Origin of the sequence: uncultured Eudoraea sp., assembly GCF_947258525.1 — a bacterium.
Classification (GTDB): Bacteria; Bacteroidota; Bacteroidia; order Flavobacteriales; family Flavobacteriaceae; genus Eudoraea.
In genome coordinates, this window is the sequence record NZ_CAMYIP010000181.1 from 1,400 (window position 1) to 17,799 (window position 16,400).

Genomic DNA, 16,400 nt, shown 5'->3' on the forward strand with positions numbered 1-16,400 from the left:
ATGGTAAATTCATTTCCCCCATAATTCCACAAAAATGCTTTATCAATAACCTTAATACCATTTATGTAATTATAAGGTTCCAGGGCTATGGTATCCCTTTCAAAATCCCTGTTTTCCCTGTAATCATATATCCGCACCGCAGTAAATTCATTATCTGACGTATTAAAACCTTCATCAAAAACTCCTAAAATAGCCTCATTTAAGTTGATATATCGATTTCCTTTTTTTTGATATTCCCGGTAATACCCCACTGTTGAAAATGATTTCATTGGGTAATTTCCGGGAATTGCTGCAATAGACTTTTTAACAATCTCAAAGGCAGTAAGTTTTCTTCTTTTCTTAGCTGCAACAGTAACTTCCTGAAGCTCTATTGCTTTAGGTAAGAGCATTATTAGGTTTATTTGATCAGAAGCTAACGCTGATATAAAGATCTTTTGTGCACCAAAGCCCATTGAACTAATCTCGAGTATTTCGCCTATTTCTTTAAATTTTAAAGGTATTACGAATCCACCATCATCATTGGAAATCACACCTACTGCCTTATTCAGTATCCGTATCGTGGCAAAAGGGATAGGTTCTTTAGTTTTAGCATCTATAACTTTCCCATAGAGAAACTCTGACTGTTGAGCCCAACAAACGTTGCCAATATGGCCAGCAACTATAAAAAAGAAAAGTAATATTCTTAACCTCATGTAAATTAATTCTCCAAATATATAGCGCCCTTAGAACAAAGTAAAATACAAAAACAGCGAATAAAAAGATAACAATATCAGGCCATCGCGCCAGCCAAGTCGCAGGCCTTTGGGGAAGAATACCAAAGGAAGAAAATGCCAAGCATCCACCATATATCACTATTGAGAAGACCCTGATCTATGACATAAATTGGTGATATCATTGACGTAATACCTAAAACTGCGAGCAAATTAAAAATGTTAGATCCTATTAAGTTTCCTACGGAAATTGCTTTTTCTTTTTTAAGTATGGCAATTATAGAAGCAGCCAGCTCAGGGATACTTGTACCTACCGAGACCACAGTTATCCCGATAACTCGTTCACTTACCTCATAAAAAGTAGCCATCCCTACAGCACCTTTTACGAGCAACTCTGCCCCTCCCCAGAGTGCGAAACCGCCTAATCCCATGAAAAGTACAGCCTTGTATAGCGGTAATGGTTTGTCATCCAAATGGACGTCATCTACGACCGCTGTTTTCTGAAAGCGAAGCAAAAAAACCAAAAACAGAAAAAGAAAGAGCACCATAATTCCCCCTTCATAGGGGTCAAGAATTCCATCAAAATATATAAAACCAAAAAACAAAAGCGATGCCGCCATCATTACAGGCCAGTCTGTTGTATAAAAAGCTTTCCGAACATCAATACTTCCTAATAAAATAATAATAGCCAGTATCAGGCTGAGATTGGCAATATTGGATCCTACAACATTACTAAGTGCCAGATCGGGAAAACCATCTAATGCTGCATTTATGCTTACTATAAGTTCCGGTGCAGAAGTTGCAAAGGAGACTATGGTCATGCCAATAATAATTCTGGATATGTTTAGTCTCAAAGAAAAGGACACAGCCGACTTTAGCAACCAGTTACCACCTAATATTAATAAAGTCAAACCAATTGCAATAAACAATAAATTGAGCATGCGAAAGCTTTTGGCAAATATAGCAGAATTAGGTGGGGAACCGCGAGAGGTATATCATTAATATAATTACCTCTTTTTGGATGAATATAATAGCTGTTAAACCCTGGGTGAAAAGATGAGATATTTAATTGTCAATTGTATAAAAACTTAAAAATTAGTTAAATAACTATAAATATAGTTGTATAACTATATTATTAGTAATATGTTTGATTAAAATTAACTTTATCATGCAGAGACTTACCAATAAAGAGGAGGAAATAATGAAAATTCTCTGGAAATTAGAAAAGGCATTTGTTAAGGAAATCAGGGCTGAATTAAAAGGCGACAAGCCTCATTACAATACCTTATCTACCATTGTACGTAATTTGGAAGACAAAAAATACGTTGCCCACGAAGCATTCGGGAATACACACAGATATTACCCATTGGTTACCAAAGATGCCTACAGAAAGCGCTTTATCTCTAACACCATTGCTGATTATTACGACAATTCATATAAAAGTATGGTATCATTTTTTGCAAAGGAGCAAAAGATATCCATTGAAGAACTCAGGGAAATTATACAACTAATTGAAAAAGAAAAATAGATGGAAGCATTGATGATTTACCTTTTAAAAGCTTCAGGAATACTCATGCTGTTTTATTTAGTTTACCAGGTTTTTCTAAAAAAAGAAACCTTTTTTCTTGTAAACCGACATTTTCTACTCATCGGGGTAATTGCTGCTTTTGTCTGCCCTTTTATCATAATTGAAACATATGTAGAAATCGCTGCAATGCCCTTAGCTGCATCTAATTCCCTTCTTGCAAATTCTTCCATTGAAATGAGTACGTTTTCATTCAATTGGCTGGATTTAATTTATACACTGTATGGCATTGGAATAAGCATGCTTGGGCTTAAGTTTATATTTCAACTACTGGCAATCCGGAAAGTGATTCGTACTAACAAAACCATCAAAATGGATAGCTACGTTTACGTGGAAAAGGACAAGGATATTGCTCCTTTTTCATTTTTCAGGTATATTTTTTATAACCCGAATAAATTCAATCCCCTGGAGCTCGAAGCAATTTTAAAGCACGAACATGCGCATAGTACTCAAAAACACTCAATAGACCTGCTAATAGCCCATCTGGTTACCATTGTGATGTGGGCAAATCCCTTTAGCTGGCTCTATAAGAAAAATATTGAGCAAAATCTCGAATATTTGGCTGACGAAACCGCCATTCAAAACGTTCCATCAGACAGGGCATACAAATACGCTTTGTTAAAAGTATCTGGAAATCAATTTTTTACACCAATCACCAATAATTTTTACAGTTCATTAATCAAAAAACGAATAGTCATGTTACACAAATCAAAATCACACAAAAGAAACTTATTTAAAATGGCACTAATCCTGCCGGCCTTGGCAATTTTCCTATTAAGTTTTAACACAAAGACAATCTACGTACCTAAGGCGGAAACAAACGCCGGGGCTGCCTTCACAACAGCAGATGATCAGAAAACCTTTAAGATCCTTATAAATAAGGATACCACAAATGAAGAATTGGAGGAACTTAAAAAAGATCTATCTGACAAGGGAATAGATTTCTCTTACACAGCAGTGCGAAATGAGAATAAAAAGATAATTGAACTGGAAATTGACATGCGGTCCAAAAGCAAAGACGGGAAAAAATTCAGAGGTTCCTCTTCCTTCGACAATGAAGGAAAACCCATCGATCCCATTACTATTGTATATGATGAAGATAGCAACTCCTTTTTTATGGGTGATAATAAGTCAAAGCATAAGGTTATACATAAAGAAACTGATATTAATACCTGGGTGTACAGCGATAGTGATGAGCACAAGCATATTAAAATAAAAATTGATGGGGATGAAGAAATATTTATTGTTAATGGCAAAGAAGTTTCTCCACAAGTTTTTGAAGAAATGGAGGAAGAAGGCAAATTCCACGGCAAACATATAAGAATAGAAAAAAAAGGTACAGCTGGAAGTAATTCCAATGTTTTCATAGTAAAGGATACAGATGATGAAAATGATATTGAAATAATTAGCGAAGATAGCAGCAGCTTTTTCTTTATTGATACTGATGATGATGAAGATCAACTTTATCTGATTGATGGAAAAGAAAGTAGCAAAGAAGAGGTCAAATCTTTATCTCCAGATGAGATTGAGACCATAAATGTTTACAAAGGTGATAAGGCTGTTGAAAAGTATGGTGAAAAAGCAAAAGATGGTGTAATAGAAGTCAAAACCAAAAAAGGGAATTAGGATAATAAGTGATCTAAGTTAGATTTTTACAGTATTCAAATACCGGTCATAAATTGCACCGGTATTTTTTTGTTGTACAACGGTTTAGTCGAAAAAGGTGTTTTTTAGCTATTATATCCCCTTGTAATTCAAAAAAAGCTCAAAATACCGCCTACAAATGTTACAATTTGTAACAATATTGAACAAATTAAGCTTCGATTTAAAATTAGTTGCAAGGAGTATGTTTTTAATTAGCAATATGAACCATCTTTTTACTTACAATAGTGTATGTAATTGCATTATTTCTCCATGATTATTTTGGTAAGACGGCAAGGATTCCCATATCTTCGAAACATAATTAATAAAAAGAAATATTTTTTAACCATATAAAGTCTAAGTAATGATCACAATTGCCAAAATCATAATTTTTGTATTGGTATCCCTGATACTGATAATAACCTAAACAGAAATAGAGCAATGTATATACAATGAACGCTGATGGCGTTCATTTGTGTTTTATATAAGATACTATATTTGTATTATGCTAAACCTAAAAAAAACGTTGTTTAAGCTTCTTGCCAGGATCAATAAACTAGTGTTGCCTTCCTTTACAAAAAAGAGACTAGACCTTTCTAAAGCATCTAAGTACCAATTGGCCATTATTGGCTGGCGATATTATATTACTATCAACGCGTTGGATTAATAACTTACCAGAGATTTTACAGCGTAACCTTTTAGTTTCGCTGCTCCATTCAAGCTCAACAGCTCTAGTAAGAAATTACATTGCAATACTTTTCCTCCTAATGCTTCTACCAATTCACAAGTGGCTTTTGCAGTCCCTCCTGTAGCCAGAACATCATCATGAATAATTACATTTTCGCCAGGATTAATGCTGTCTTCATGCATTTCCAGTGTATCTTTCCCGTACTCCAAGGCATAGGTCCTGCTGATCTTATCTGAAGGCAATTTTCCTGCCTTACGCACAGGAACAAATCCGGCATTTAATTTTGAAGCAAGGATTGGGGCAAAGAAAAAACCCCTGCTTTCCATTCCTACGACCTTATCTACTTTCACATCGCCAATCATTCTTAACATAGCATCAGCCGCTGCCTGCAGTGCTTTTGCATCTTTTAAAAGGGGTGTAATATCCTTGAATGTCACATCTTTCTCAGGAAAATCGTGAATATCTCTGATGTAATTTTTAAAATCCATTTATTATGCAGCTTGTTATTTTGCCCTAAATGTAAAAAGAAATATATTTGCAGCCCCATTGGGGAACATATTAATAAGGCCTCGTAGCATAAAAGAAATATATTTGCAGCCCCATTGGGGAACATATTAATAAGGCCTCGTAGCATAATTGAATAATGCACTTGATTACGGCTCAAGAGATTACAGGTTTGAATCCTGTCGAGGTCACGAATAAATAGTTCGATAAGAAAAAACGCCAAGCTTGCTTGAGCGTTTTTTTTGTTTGAACTATTTTCAAAGCGGAGCTTTGCAGGACGTGCGTCAGCAAATCCTGTCGAGGTCACTTAAAGCAGAAGCAATAGGTTTTTGTTATTCAATCAAAAAAGGTGGTCTGTTGTCAGACCACCTTTATCTTTTAAATTACTATTATACGAACCTTAGTTGTACTTAAGCCAAATCAAAACGATCCAGGTTCATCACTTTGTCCCATGCTGCCACAAAATCAGCAATGAACTTCTCCTTAGAATCAGCACATCCATAAACTTCTGCAAGTGCTCTGAGCTCTGAGTTAGAACCGAAAATAAGATCTACACGTGTACCGGTCCACTTTCGTGTGCCCGTTGCGCGGTCAACACCCTCGAATACTTCATCAGAATCACCAATTGCCTTCCAGGTAGTGCTCATATCGAGCAGGTTTAGGAAATAGTCATTTGTAAGCGTCTCAGGACGTTTGGTAAAAACACCATGTTCAGACTGATCAAAGTTAGTATTTAATACACGCATACCGCCAACGAGCACAGTCATCTCTGGTGCACTCAAGGTCATTAACTGAGCCTTATCTACCAACAGTTCTTCTGCACCTACAGAGAATTTATCCTTGACGTAATTTCTAAAGCCGTCCGCCAATGGCTCAAGGGCTTCAAAAGATTCAGCATCGGTTTGCTCCTCAGATGCATCAGTACGACCCGGAGTAAATGGCACAGATACTTCATGACCGGCGTTTTTTGCGGCTTTCTCAACAGCAGCGCAACCACCTAAGACAATCAGATCTGCCAGGGATACTTTTTTGTTTCCAGACTGGGCATCGTTAAATTCTTGTTGAATACGTCCGAGGGTGTCCAAAACCTTTACCAATTGCTCGGGGTTGTTAACCTTCCAATCTTTCTGCGGTGCCAAACGAATGCGTGCACCATTGGCACCACCGCGTTTGTCTGACCCCCGGAAAGTTGACGCGGATGCCCATGCCGTGGATACCAATTCGGAAACAGATAGGCCTGAGGCTAAAATATTAGCCTTTAATACGGCAATATCACTATCGCTGATCAATTCGTAATCTGCCGCAGGAATTGGATCCTGCCAAATTAATTCTTCCTCAGGTACCTCAGGTCCCAGATATCTAGTTACCGGCCCCATGTCGCGGTGTGTCAGTTTAAACCATGCACGAGCATAAGCATCGGCAAATTCATCTGGGTTTTCATAAAAATGTCTTGAAATTTTCTCATATGCGGGATCCATGCGCAGGGAAAGATCCGTTGTTAACATAAATGGAGCATGTTTCTTTTCAGGGTCATGTGCATCCGGAATAGTATCTGCTCCCGCATTGTTCTTTGGTTTCCATTGATGGGCACCTGCAGGACTTTTGGTCAATTCCCACTCGTAACCAAATAAGTTTTCAAAATACTTGTTGCTCCATTTAATAGGCGTATCCGTCCAGGCACCTTCTAAACCACTTGTAATTGTGTCAGAACCTTTACCTGAACCAAAATTGTTCTTCCATCCAAGACTTTGCATTTCAATACCTGCACCTGCTGGTTCTGCTTCAACATATTCTACATCACTTGCTGCGCCATGGGTTTTCCCAAAGGTATGTCCTCCAGCGATAAGAGCAACAGTCTCATAATCATTCATTGCCATACGGCCAAAGGTCTCTCGAATGTCATGTGCTGCAGCCACAGGGTCTGGATTAGCATTAGGTCCTTCGGGGTTTACATAGATCAATCCCATATGTGCTGCACCAAGGGGATTTTCCAATTCTCCTTCTTCATATCTTTTTTTGTTTCCAAGCCATTCAGCTTCAGAACCCCAGTAAATATCTTCTTCCGGTTGCCAGATATCTTCACGACCTCCACCAAATCCAAACATCTCTAATCCCATGCTTTCGTGTGCACAGTTTCCTGCCAGGATCAACAAATCTGCCCAGGAAAGTTTCTTACCATACTTCTGTTTAATCGGCCAAAGCAGTAGTCTTGCCTTATCTAAATTGGCGTTGTCGGGCCAGCTGTTCAAAGGTGCAAAACGCTGGGCGCCTGTACCTCCCCCTCCGCGACCATCCGCGATGCGATAAGTTCCGGCCGCATGCCATGCCATCCGGATAAAGAAAGGTCCATAATGACCATAATCTGCAGGCCACCAATCCTGGCTATCTGTCATCAATGCATAAAGGTCCTTTTTAACTGCTTTTAAATCCAGTGATTTAAATTCTTCCGCATAATTAAAATCATCACCCATGGGATCAGATAAAGAAGAATGCTGACGAAGGATATTCAGATTCAACATATTGGGCCACCAGTCACGGTTAGTTGTTCCGCCACCTGCGGCTTGATTTAATTCACCACTCAAAAACGGGCATTTAGCCGCAGCGTTAACATCATAAGCTGTTCCATTAGTGTCAGATTGACTTTTGTTTTCATCCATAATATGATCGATTTTTTGTTACCTTTAATTGCAATAGTAAAAGTACCAAAATGTTTGTTCATTTAAATAGCTTTCTAATAGAAAATAACTATGACCCATTCTAAAGTGTTATATGCCATTAAATCACTAAATGTGGTTCATTCAAAAGGATTCGCAAAGAATTAAAAGATACTTGCAAACAATAATCAAAAGTCCTTTCCATTACATTTTTAGTACTTTAACAAATTCACTATTCTAGAATCAATTCAACTCTTTGAAGTAGCCTCTAAATATGAATCTCCAAAGGTTTCCAGCAAATTAAATTGACATTGTAAATGACTATAAAAAAAGAAATCGCCCTTAAATATTTGGATTACCTGGACAAAGGTGATATTGAGAAAATCATAGAACTATTTAATAAAAATGGCGTCGTTGACTCTCCTATTTACGGCATCATGAAGGCTCATGAATTTTACCATAAGTTAAACAATGATACAAATAACTCTGAACTGCTCCTAAAAGGAATTTTTGAGGACAATGATTCCAATAAACTGGCACTTTATTTTGGCTATAAATGGACACTGAAAAATAAGGAAGAAGTAGAATTTGACGTTGTTGATATTTTAGAATTTGATTCGTTAAATACGATTACTAAACTTAAAATTGTTTATGATACTGTCTTAGCCAGAGCATTAGTAAAGCAATTAAAAAAATAATTATTGGTAATTGCACCCTAATTTTAATGTTTCACTTGCTTATTAAACGAGTACACCCAAATCTATCGAAAGCTTCAAATCTTCATAAGAAATTGAAGAAGAAACAGATACAGTAAGCATTTTATCCATATTTATTAGAATTCAACGGAAATTTTTTGGAGTTGGGCCAGACCAGTCTAATTTTATTTTTATGAGAAGAAAATCTAAAATTATCAACGCTGTTTTGACCTTTGGTAGTGCTTTCCTACTTTTTATGGCTTTTATGGTAGTTTTCAAGATTATTTAGAGTCAGCTTTAGTCAGATTAATCTGATTTGTATCTTTGTTATACCATTCCAGCCCAAATCCATCATAATATAATATTATGAACCTAAAACCTGAAAGATGCACAAAACCACAAAAATTTTAGTCATTGTATTGGTCGTAGTCGTTATGGGCTTTGGTATTGGGATATACCTCCAGGATCTAAAACACCAGGAGAGTACCGCAGCGGCGTGGGAAGCCAACCGGTTTAACGTTGCGAAATTCCATAAAATTCTAAAGTATAATTCCAATATGAATACAGCCAACTGGGCAATAATGAAAGACAGCATTTCACGGCAATTAGACTCATTGGTAATCCTTAGGTTCAGAAAGGAAATGGACAGCCTCAATGCGCTAAAGGGTCAAAATCCATAATTGTTATCAGATTCTTAAGCACACAAAAAAGTAGAATCAAGCATATATTTCCTGAATTTCACTCTTGTATTTTTCGCGTATTACCCTTCTTTTAAGCTTCAGGGTTGGGGTTAATTCAGCCTCGGAATTGTCTTCATGTATTGGTAACCACACGGCAGGGACCAGGCGAAATTTCTTTATTTGTTCTATATGACTGAATTCCGGATTGTATTTGTCAATCACTTTTTGATATTTAGCGATTATCCTCTGCTGCTTTACCATATCCTCCAGATTGGTCCACTTAATATTTTTATGCGTACACCAGTTTTTTAATCCATCCTCTGACGGAACAATAAGTGCCGAGACAAATTTTTGCTTATCCCCAATTACCATGATCTGATCAATAACAAAATTTTCTTTAATCCTGTTTTCAATTGGTGCGGGTGCTACGTATTTCCCTCCTGATGTTTTTAATAACTCCTTCTTCCTGTCAGTTATTTTTAAAAATTCCTTCCCATTCGGGCCTTTAATTAATTTTCCAATATCACCGGTGCAGAACCACTTTCTGCCATCAATTTCTTTAAATACCTGAGCATTTATCTCAGGTTTTTTATAATAGCCCGACATAACATTCGGTCCAATGGCCAATATTTCACCTTCGTCATCATTATATTCACCTGAAGAGCTGTCTATATATAATTCTACCCCATTGATAGCATAACCTACAGTGCCTATTACAGATCCTCCGGGTTCTAATCCATTAACTGTTAAAGTTGGAGCGGTTTCAGTTAAACCATAAGCTTCTCGAACGTTAATACCTGCGGCGCAAAAAACACGTATAATCTTCAACGGACAAGGCGCAGAACCGGTAATTATCATGCGTACATTACCCCCTAAAGCGGCCCGCCATTTGCTGAAAATTAATTTATCTGCTATCCTCCATTTTATTTTACTTATATGAGATAACTTCTGATCTAATTCAAAATCATCTGTCAGCCGAAGTGCCCAGAAGAATAGCCCTTTTTTTAGTCCTTTTAATGCAAGACCCTTATTATAAATAGCCTCATAGACTTTTTCCAGCAACCTTGGAACTGTTGTAAATGCTACCGGCTGAACTGACGCCAAATCCCCTTGTGGCCCACTCAGGTTGTCCGTACCACAGAAATAGATTGAGGTTCCCAGGTAGAACCATGCAAATGAAACGGCCCTTTCATAAATATGGCAAAGTGGTAGAAAACTTAGCACTTTTTCACCTGGATCTATTTCCAAAAAACTTGAAGTCTCCAAAATTACGTGCATAACATTTTCATGCGTCAACATTACCCCTTTTGGAAATCCTGTTGTTCCCGAGGTATAAATAATTGTTACTAGATCATTTCCGGTAATTTGTTTCTTTATCTCTTCTATTTTTACAAGATCTTCAGTATCCAATATTTCTTTCCAGAAAGGCCTTCCTTCAACTTGGTCAAAAGTGTAAATATGCTCTAAGCCTGGGACATTTTTCCGGGTTGAAGTAAACTTTTCATAAAGATCTAGTCCGCCACAAAAAGCCGCTTTTACCTCAGCCTCATTTAATATGTATTCATACTCCGAAATACTAATTGTAGGGTATAGCGGAATACTCACCATTCCAGACATTTGTAATGCAAAATCCATAATCACCCATTCCGGTCTGTTTTTATAGATTACCATGGCTACTTTATCTCCCGGCTTTAAACCCAATTTCAATAAGCCGGAGGCAGCCTGTTCTGCATAATTCTTTACATCCTCAGTACTATAAGATTTCCAACTGCCATCGGAATTACGAGCATTCATGGAAGCTTCGAGGGGGTTTTTGTTCAACTGATTGTAAAGAAGGTCAAAAAGTCTGGTCATTAGTTTGTAAATTTTAGGTTTAGCTTTAGTTATTTATAGAACAAGTCTTATCAAAAGGTCACTTCTAAATTTAAGAAATTACTCGAACATTAAGCTAATAAATTCAGCCACACAAGCTGGTTTATCAGATCCTTCCGTCTCTACTATACAATTCCAGGTGATTTTGAGACCATTGTCTCCATAATTATCAATTTTGAGAATAGTGCAGATTAACCTGAGTCTGCTATCTACTAAGACAGGGCTTGGAAAACGAACTTTGTTCAGACCATAATTTACCCCCATTTTCACAGATTTGATCAACAAAACATCTTTTAACAACTTGGCCAGGAGTGACAGAGACATGAAACCATGAGCCACTGGCTTTTTAAATGGGGAATATTTTGTCGCTTTCTCAACATCTACATGTATCCATTGGAAATCCATAGTGGCTTTCGCAAAGTCGTTGATCATTTCCTGGGTAACAGTAAGCCAATCACCAGCCGGCAAAGTTTTTCCTTCTAATTTGCTAAAAGATTCGAAATTCTCTAATTCTAGTTTAGCCATTCTTTTCAGTTATCTTGAAGTTCCACCATCTATTGTTAAACATGTACCTGAAACAAAGCGAGCTTCATCAGAAGCGAGATACAGGTAACCATAGGCAATATCCATGGGTTGTGCTACCGTGCGTAAGGGAATACTTTCCTTAATTTTAGCAAAATGCTCGTCCGGAATCTTCTCTACCATATCGGTCATTGTAAATCCCGGCGCGATGGCGTTGGCCGTGATACCGTACCTGCCAAATTCCATTGTCCAGGTTTTGGACATAGCAATAACACCAGCTTTAGTAGCCGCATAATTAGTCTGTCCAAAATTACCCCTTAAACCAACATTTGAAGCAGCGCTCACTATCCTGCCATATTTATTTGCCTTCATATAGGGAACCACGGCCTGGGTGCAAATAAAGACTCCCTTAAGATTTACGTCTATAACTGCATCCCATTCATCCTCACTCATTTTTTCGAGGGTTCTATCCCTGGTTATTCCGGCGTTGTTTATCAGGATATCGATTCTGCCATATTTGTTATTTACTTCTTTGAAAACCCCTTCCACAGCTATTTTATTCGTTACGGATACCTGATGGTATTCTGCTCTTTTACCGGCATCATTTATTTTATCTGCTACTTTTTGCCCTTGCGGCAATAGATCTAATATAATTACTGTTGCGCCTTCCTTCGCAAAGAGTTCTGAAATGGCCTGACCTATGCCACGGGCTCCCCCCGTAACTATGGCTATTTTGTCTTTTAGTCTCATTTTGTAAAATTCATTAAAATTGTTTCTTAAGAATTAAATATTTTAAATTTAGCTTTACTGTGATCTTAAAAAAGTATATTCCCTGTATAAGATAAACTTACATTTCTATTACTAATTTACCCCTGACTTTCCTGTTCATTATTTCCTCCAATGCCCTGGCTGTATTCTTTAATTCATAAGTCTTATGAATATGAGGTCTGAGCCTACCCTCATCATACCATTTCATAAGCATCTTCGTATTCTCCATATTTTGCTTCGGATTTCTCATGGCAAAATCTCCCCAAAAAACTCCTACAATAGACGCAGTCTTAAGTAAAGGCAGGTTTAAAGGCATTTTAGGTATAGTCCCGGAAGCAAATCCGACAACCAGAAATCTGCCCTCCCATGCAATTCCCCTAAATGCTGCTTCAGAATAGTCGCCTCCAACAGGATCGTAAATAACATCTACCCCCTTATTATCGGTCAATTTTTTTATTTCGGACTTCAGATCATCTTTGGAATAGTTAATCGTTTGATCAGCTCCATATTCGCGGCATAATTGCAACTTGTTTTCGGAAGAGGCTGCCGCAATAACTTTTGCCCCCATTAATTTTCCCAGCTCAACAGCTGCCAAACCAACACCCCCGGAGGCCCCAAGAACGAGCAGGGTTTCGCCGTCAGACAGTTTTGCCCGGTCTTTAAGTGCGTGGTATGACGTACCATATGCCACCATAAATGACGCTGCAATAGGGAAGTTCATTTTTTTTGGACGGCACAAGAACTTCCTCCGCAAAACCCCCGCTAAAGACAAAACCGAAAACCTCATCACCTACTTTTAGATGTCCGACACCATCCCCCACTTCTTTTACTACCCCGGATATGTCGCTGCCCGGCGTGAAAGGGAGTTCTGGCTTAAATTGATATAAACCCTGGATAATTAAGGTATCCGGAAAATTTATGCCACAGGCTTTTACATCTACTAAAACTTCATTGGAACCCGGTTTTAACCCGGGCATTTCTTCCAGAGCAAGCGAAGACGGCGGTCCAAATTCTTTACATCGTATCGCTTTCATCTTCGATTACTTTTAGCACCAGTTTACCTAATTTATCACCCGTAAACAACCTTTGAAAGGTCTGCGGAAAGTTTTCAATTCCTTCATAAATATCTTCTTTGCCCTTCAATTTTCCTTCCGCAAGCCATGCTCCCATATCCCTCGCAGCTTCGCCGTACCTTTTGGCGTAATCAAATACCACCATTCCCTGCATTGTTGCACGGTTAACCAGAAGCGAAAGATAGTTACTGGGACCTTTAATAGCCATTTTGTTGTTGTATTGAGATATTGCTCCACATATCACTATTCGGGCATGCATTCTAAGTCTGCTCAGCGCAATATCAAGAATCTCCCCTCCTACATTATCGAAATATACATCCAGCCCTTTTGGACATTCTTGCTTCAATCTGCTTCTAACATCTTCGTTCTTATAATCAATCGCAGCATCAAATCCCAGTTCCTCCAAAAGATAATTACATTTCATTTTACCACCCGCAATTCCTATAACCCGACATCCTTTAATTTTCGCAATTTGACCCACAATGCTGCCCACAGCTCCGGCCGCTCCTGAGACCACCACAATATCACCTTCCTTTATTTTCCCTACTTCGAGAATTCCAAAATAGGCGGTCATACCGGTCATCCCCAAGGTACTTAAATATGTAGGAAGAGGAGCCAACCCAGGATCTACTATACGGGTATTTGTACCATCTGAAACCGCATATTGTTGTACACCACCAAATCCGGCCACATAATCCCCAATTTTAAAATTGGGATTGTTATTAACTGCCACGACCTCACCTACTGCCCCGGCGCGCATAACAGAGCCAATAGCCATAGGTTCTATGTAAGATTTGGAATCATTCATCCATCCCCGCATAGCCGGGTCAAGCGAAACATAATGTTGTTTCACCAGAATTTCTCCGTCCTTCAATTCAGAAATAGGATTAATCTCCAATGACCAGGTTGAAGCATCAGCTTCACCTATGGGTCTTTTTACAAATTTCAATTGTTTATTCATACTACTTTTCATTTCAGTGCTATCCTTTCTTTTTGTTTGTGAAACTCTTTACGTATGCTTCCATTTTGGTTCTGATTTCAGGTTTCCACCACAAGGTCGCAGCTTCTTTGAGGGAATTTTCGGCATTCAAATCGAGCTTAGCTAGTAAATTTTTGCGAAGTTTACTTTTTGTGTTAATAAGTATCTCCTGATCTGCCTTTAAATAATGCTGCATCTTCGCTTCGGCCCTTGATAAAACCTGTGCTAGAGGAACCAATTCATCCACTAAACCGGCCGACAAGGCTTCCTCTCCATTAAGCAGCCTCCCTTCCATAATATATCTGCTTGCTAAACCCTCACCTATCCAAAAGGCATAGGTTTCTACTAAATTCTGAGATATTTGAATGTTTACAGCTACTTCATTCAGCCCTATTATATATTGCTCGCCATCTGCCATAATCCGATTATCACATGCCACTGCAAGCACACAACCTCCCGCAGGTGCATGACCCGTAATGGCGGATATGACAGGTTTGGTAATATGCATAAGTTCTATAAAGAGGGCCCCGAAAACATGAAAAAAGTCTTTAATCTTTCTTTTGTCATATTGAAATAATTCAATTAAATCGAGGCCTGCAGAGAAATAATGTGGTTGCCCGGTAAGTATTGCTCCTTTCACTGCGTTGTCATTTTCAATATCCCGGAATACCTGCCTTAGCTCCTGAACCATGTCGTAATTAATTGCATTTACCTTTCCATGGTTCATCTGAACAATTGTATATTCTTCTCTTTTAATAACCTTCAGTGCGTTCATTTAGAAGTCTTTTTACTATGTTGAGCAATTGATTTATTAGTAAACTATAATAGTGATGTTCCACCGTCTAATGTTATGGTTTGGCCGGTAACATATTTGGATTTATCCGATGCTAGCCACAAGACAGCTTCTGCAATTTCATCTGCCTCACCAAACCTACCCATTGGAATCAGTTGTTTTAATGTATCTTCCATATCCGACCTGCTTGCAAGAAGTTTGTCTAAAAGTGCCGAATGGGTATATCCCGGACACACGGCATTTATTCTGATATTTTTACGTCCATATTCCAGAGCAGCCGATTTGGTCATACCTACAACCGCAAATTTACTTGCACTATAGGAGAGGTTGTAACCCGATGGTTTTAAACCGGCCAGGGAAGCTATATTTATTATGTTTCCGTATCCCTGCTTCATCATTTGCCCCAAAGCAACTTTCATACAATAGAAAACACCTGTCTGATTCACCGCAATAACATTGTCCCAGTCTTCAAGCGTATGTTCAGCAGTCTTCTGTTGTTTCTCACCACCTATCCCTGCATTATTAATCATGATATCAAGCTTACCATGATCCTTGACTGTCTTACTAATTAATGATTCAACTTCTGTATACTTTGACACATCCACCCGCAAAGCTATAGCGTTACCTCCTGCTGATTTTATTTTATCAACTACCTGACGGGCTCTTTCTAGGTCGAGATCAGAAACAATGACCAAAGCCTTATGTTTAGCCAATAATGCAGCTGAGGCGGCTCCTATTCCACTTCCTGCACCCGTAATGATCACAATTTTATCTTCTAATTGCATGTCACTTTAATTAGTTAAACAACCCAAACATTATCTAATGTGTGGTTTACAATATATCAGGCGCGAATCCTGTAAAGACTGCTCCCTTAATTCTGATGGATATCCTTTAGCCTGAGTCATTTTAAAAAACTCTCCTGTATTTCTATATTTTACTAAGAGGATATCATCCCATAATTCCTGATCTTCCGGTCCTATCAGCATAAGTTCTGGCCTTCCGAAAAACACGATTTCAGCATCTACTTTCTCAAAAAAAGGGGATGCCGCCCTCATGTACTGTTTATAGGAAGTCTCACCTGTCAATCCTGTTTCTTCCACCCGGTCTTTATATCTCAAAAGGTTAAGCATAAGCAACTCCTGATCCTCAGGTAACTCAGCTAATGCCTGCAGTTGTTCTTTATTTACCTCCATAAATGATTTGTTTATCACAGCTAAACCCAATTAAATTTTTAAA

15 protein-coding genes, 1 tRNA gene and 2 pseudogenes are annotated in these 16,400 nt (G+C 38.2%); 6 read left to right on the forward strand and 12 right to left on the reverse strand.

What is annotated here, in order from left to right; all coding sequences use genetic code 11:
* On the reverse strand, positions 1 to 692 hold a 692-nt coding region (locus Q0X89_RS13270; RefSeq protein WP_297694953.1), incomplete at its 3' end, for a carboxypeptidase-like regulatory domain-containing protein.
* Between the two features lie 30 nt (positions 693 to 722).
* Positions 723 to 1,651: pseudogene (locus Q0X89_RS13275) on the reverse strand (calcium/sodium antiporter).
* A gap of 227 nt (positions 1,652 to 1,878) precedes the next feature.
* Between Q0X89_RS13275 and Q0X89_RS13280 the strand changes: the two are divergent.
* From Q0X89_RS13280 to Q0X89_RS13290, 3 genes are all read left to right on the forward strand, one after another.
* A complete protein-coding gene (locus Q0X89_RS13280) occupies positions 1,879 to 2,238 on the forward strand; it encodes a BlaI/MecI/CopY family transcriptional regulator (protein ID WP_297694955.1) in 360 nt (119 codons plus the stop codon).
* On the forward strand, positions 2,239 to 3,921 hold the full coding sequence (locus Q0X89_RS13285) for a M56 family metallopeptidase (protein WP_297694958.1): 1,683 nt from the start codon (positions 2,239 to 2,241) through the stop codon (positions 3,919 to 3,921).
* A 520-nt stretch (positions 3,922 to 4,441) separates the two neighbouring features.
* On the forward strand, positions 4,442 to 4,603 hold the full coding sequence (locus Q0X89_RS13290; protein WP_297694960.1) for an SsrA-binding protein: 162 nt from the start codon (positions 4,442 to 4,444) through the stop codon (positions 4,601 to 4,603).
* Here Q0X89_RS13290 and Q0X89_RS13295 read toward each other — a convergent pair.
* Positions 4,600 to 5,112, reverse strand: a complete 513-nt coding sequence (locus Q0X89_RS13295; protein WP_297694962.1) for an adenine phosphoribosyltransferase — start codon at positions 5,110 to 5,112, stop codon at positions 4,600 to 4,602. The two genes, Q0X89_RS13290 and Q0X89_RS13295, sit on opposite strands and share 4 nt — an antisense overlap.
* 133 nt (positions 5,113 to 5,245) lie before the next feature.
* On the opposite strand from Q0X89_RS13295, the gene Q0X89_RS13300 reads away from it, so the two are divergent.
* Positions 5,246 to 5,319 (forward strand) — tRNA-Arg (locus tag Q0X89_RS13300).
* Between the two features lie 219 nt (positions 5,320 to 5,538).
* Here the strand turns inward: Q0X89_RS13300 and katG are convergent.
* Positions 5,539 to 7,785 carry a catalase/peroxidase HPI gene (katG, locus tag Q0X89_RS13305; protein ID WP_297694964.1) on the reverse strand — a complete coding sequence of 749 codons (2,247 nt, stop codon included), beginning with the start codon at positions 7,783 to 7,785 and terminating at the stop codon, positions 5,539 to 5,541.
* Positions 7,786 to 8,099: 314 nt separating this feature from the next.
* Here katG and Q0X89_RS13310 point away from each other — a divergent pair, with 314 nt between their 5' ends.
* Positions 8,100 to 8,480 carry a nuclear transport factor 2 family protein gene (locus Q0X89_RS13310; RefSeq protein WP_297694966.1) on the forward strand — a complete coding sequence of 127 codons (381 nt, stop codon included), beginning with the start codon at positions 8,100 to 8,102 and terminating at the stop codon, positions 8,478 to 8,480.
* A gap of 383 nt (positions 8,481 to 8,863) precedes the next feature.
* Positions 8,864 to 9,157 carry a hypothetical protein gene (locus Q0X89_RS13315; protein ID WP_297694968.1) on the forward strand — a complete coding sequence of 98 codons (294 nt, stop codon included), beginning with the start codon at positions 8,864 to 8,866 and terminating at the stop codon, positions 9,155 to 9,157.
* A gap of 36 nt (positions 9,158 to 9,193) precedes the next feature.
* Here Q0X89_RS13315 and Q0X89_RS13320 read toward each other — a convergent pair whose 3' ends face one another.
* The 8 genes and pseudogenes from Q0X89_RS13320 to Q0X89_RS13360 form a co-directional block, all read right to left on the reverse strand.
* Positions 9,194 to 11,011, reverse strand: a complete 1,818-nt coding sequence (locus tag Q0X89_RS13320; RefSeq protein ID WP_297694970.1) for a long-chain fatty acid--CoA ligase — start codon at positions 11,009 to 11,011, stop codon at positions 9,194 to 9,196.
* A gap of 78 nt (positions 11,012 to 11,089) precedes the next feature.
* Positions 11,090 to 11,554, reverse strand: coding sequence for a MaoC family dehydratase (locus Q0X89_RS13325; protein ID WP_297694972.1), 465 nt, complete (start codon positions 11,552 to 11,554; stop codon positions 11,090 to 11,092).
* 9 nt (positions 11,555 to 11,563) lie between these two features.
* A complete protein-coding gene (locus Q0X89_RS13330) occupies positions 11,564 to 12,301 on the reverse strand; it encodes an SDR family NAD(P)-dependent oxidoreductase (RefSeq protein WP_297694974.1) in 738 nt (245 codons plus the stop codon).
* Between the two features lie 97 nt (positions 12,302 to 12,398).
* Positions 12,399 to 13,353: pseudogene (locus tag Q0X89_RS13335) on the reverse strand (NADPH:quinone oxidoreductase family protein).
* Complete coding sequence (locus Q0X89_RS13345; RefSeq protein WP_297694980.1) at positions 13,334 to 14,353, reverse strand: NADP-dependent oxidoreductase; 1,020 nt, start codon at positions 14,351 to 14,353, stop codon at positions 13,334 to 13,336. Before Q0X89_RS13345 ends, Q0X89_RS13335 begins: the two are co-directional and overlap by 20 nt.
* 19 nt (positions 14,354 to 14,372) lie before the next feature.
* On the reverse strand, positions 14,373 to 15,146 hold the full coding sequence (locus tag Q0X89_RS13350) for an enoyl-CoA hydratase/isomerase family protein (RefSeq protein ID WP_297694982.1): 774 nt from the start codon (positions 15,144 to 15,146) through the stop codon (positions 14,373 to 14,375).
* Between the two features lie 44 nt (positions 15,147 to 15,190).
* The gene (locus tag Q0X89_RS13355) at positions 15,191 to 15,949 is read right to left on the reverse strand and encodes an SDR family NAD(P)-dependent oxidoreductase (protein ID WP_297694984.1); all 759 of its coding nucleotides are present in this window, start codon (positions 15,947 to 15,949) and stop codon (positions 15,191 to 15,193) included.
* Between the two features lie 30 nt (positions 15,950 to 15,979).
* A complete protein-coding gene (locus tag Q0X89_RS13360; RefSeq protein WP_297694986.1) occupies positions 15,980 to 16,357 on the reverse strand; it encodes a hypothetical protein in 378 nt (125 codons plus the stop codon).
* Between the last annotated feature and the right edge of the window lie 43 nt (positions 16,358 to 16,400).